General features: G+C 68.8%; 3 protein-coding genes. 1 reads left to right on the top strand and 2 read right to left on the bottom strand.

Annotation, left to right across the window (positions count from 1 at the left end):
- Positions 1–119: 119 nt before the first annotated feature.
- Together G6030_RS13905 and G6030_RS13900 are read right to left on the bottom strand one after the other, a co-directional pair.
- Positions 120–1037, bottom strand: a complete 918-nt coding sequence (locus G6030_RS13905) for a 3-oxoacyl-ACP reductase (RefSeq protein ID WP_182643535.1) — start codon at positions 1035–1037, stop codon at positions 120–122.
- Positions 1038–1044: 7 nt separating this feature from the next.
- Positions 1045–1239 (bottom strand): ferredoxin, encoded by a 195-nt coding sequence (locus tag G6030_RS13900; protein ID WP_007626833.1) that lies wholly within the window; start codon positions 1237–1239, stop codon positions 1045–1047.
- 207 nt (positions 1240–1446) lie between these two features.
- On the opposite strand from G6030_RS13900, the gene G6030_RS13895 reads away from it, so the two are divergent.
- A partial coding sequence (locus G6030_RS13895; RefSeq protein WP_182643534.1) for an acyl-CoA dehydrogenase family protein occupies positions 1447–2220 on the top strand: 774 nt, incomplete at its 3' end.

Here is a 2220-nt window from a genome sequence, read left to right as displayed (position 1 = left end):
GCGGGGCGGACACCCTGATTGTTCAGCAGTCTCCTAGCACGGCAGGTGGAGATACAAGTTGTCCCCGGTGTGATCGGTTCACGATCACACCGGGGACATCCCACGGGCCGGGGCCCGGATCAGAGCTTCATGATCTCCGCGGCGGAGAAGGACTTGCCCTCGGGGCGGCCTGACCAGTGCCCGGAGACCGCATCGGCGAACTCGCGGCGATCCCACACACCGCCGGCGGCGTCGAACCGCTTCTCGACCACGGGCGCCTCGACGAGGGCCACCATGCCGCCGTATACCACGAACAGCTGACCGTTGACCTGTGCCGCCGCCGGCGACGCCAGGTACGACACGAGGTCGGCGACACGATCCGGGGAGAGCGGGTCCGGCCCCCGGGACTCGTCCCACGCCTCGAAGACACCCTCGGTCATGCCGGTGCGGCCGCGCGGTGCGATCGCGTTGGCGGTGCACCCGATGCGCTCGAGCACCCGGGCCGCGGACAGGGTCAGGGCCGTGATGCCCGCCTTGGCCGCACCGTAGTTCGCCTGCCCGGGAGGGCCGAAGAGCCCCGCCTCGGACGAGGTGTTGATCAGACGCCCGAAGACGGGCCCCCCCGCCTTCTTGCTCTCGGCCCGCCAGTGGGCGGCCGCGTTACGGGTCAGCAGGAAATGCCCGCGCAGGTGCACCTTGACCACCGCGTCGAAGTCCTCGTCCGACATGTTGAACAGCATCTTGTCGCGGGTGATGCCCGCGTTGTTCACCACGACGTGCAGTCCACCCAGCTCGAGTGCGGCCGCCACCATGGCGTCCGCGGTCTCCCGCTCGGAGACGTCGCCCACGACGAGCTCCGCCCTGGCGCCGGCGGCCTCGATGTCCGCGATCACCGAGTCCGTGGCCTCGGAGGACCGGATGTCGTTGATGACGACCGCCGCCGCGCCGGACCGGGCCAGCTCGACCGCCTCCGCGGCACCGAGACCGGAGCCCGACCCGGTCACGACGGCGACCCGCCCGTCCAGAGACAGGTCGGCGTCCAGGGACTGCTGCGTCATAGTGATGTCACTCCTTGATCTCGAGTGCCGCCATCGGGCACTTCTCCACTGCCTTGCGGGCCCGCTTCTCGAGCTCGGCCGGCACCTCGTCCACGACCACGCGGACGACCTCGTCGTCGTCACCCAGCTCGAACACCTTGGGCGCGAGGCCGACACACACGGCCTGCCCCTCGCAGCGGTCGGGATCGACCTCGATCCTCATATCAGTCCTCCTCAGCCGGTCCGGCAGGCTCGGTACCGCCGGTCTGGTCCGATACTATGTGGCCCAGAGCACTAGAACGTGTTCTTGCACCGCACCGATTCCAGACCGGGCGGCCGGCCGACGAGAACTCCACGAACGCGTTCGGCGGTGTTAGCGTGGTCGGCATAATTGGAACACGTTCCACTTCCGTTGACGAATGCAGGGCCCATGGACATCACCTACACCCCCGACCAGGAGCGTCTGCGCGGAGAGCTGCGCGAGTACTTCGCCGCGCTCATGACCCCTGAGCGGCGCGAGGCGTTCACCTCCACCACCGGCGAGTACGGACACGGCGACGCGTACCGGGAGATCGTGGCGGAGATGGGGCGCGACGGCTGGCTCACGCTCGGCTGGCCGGAGGAATTCGGCGGGAAGAACCGGCCGATGATCGACCAGCTCATCTTCACCGACGAGGCCGCGATCGCCGGCGTCCCGGTCCCGTTCCTCACCATCAACTCGGTGGCGCCGACCATCATGGCGTTCGGCTCCGACGAGCAGAAGAACTACTTCCTGCCCCGGATCAGCCGCGGCGAACTCCACTTCGGGATCGGCTACTCCGAACCCGATTCCGGAACCGATCTGGCCTCGCTGCGCACGCGCGCGGTCCGCGAGGCCGGCACCGGCGAGTTCGCCGGACAGGACGTCTACCGGATCAACGGCCAGAAGATGTGGACCTCGCTGGTCGCCTACGCCGACTGGATCTGGCTGGCCGCCCGCACCGATCCGGACGCCAAGCGCCACAAGGGCATCTCGATGATCGTCGTGCCCACCGACGCCGACGGCTTCTCGTGGACCCCGGTGCACACGATGGCCGGCCCGGACACCAGCGCCACCTACTACCAGGACGTGGTCGTTCCCGCGAGCAACCTCGTGGGCCCCGAGCACGGCGGCTGGCCGCTCATGACCAACCAGCTCAACCACGAGCGGGTGGCCCTGACCTCG

Origin of the sequence: Dietzia sp. E1 (assembly GCF_014145015.1) — a bacterium.
Classification (GTDB): Bacteria; Actinomycetota; Actinomycetes; order Mycobacteriales; family Mycobacteriaceae; genus Dietzia; species Dietzia cinnamea_A.
The sequence above is the reverse complement of the archived record's forward strand: the minus strand, read 5'-3'. Positions and strand labels throughout refer to the sequence as shown.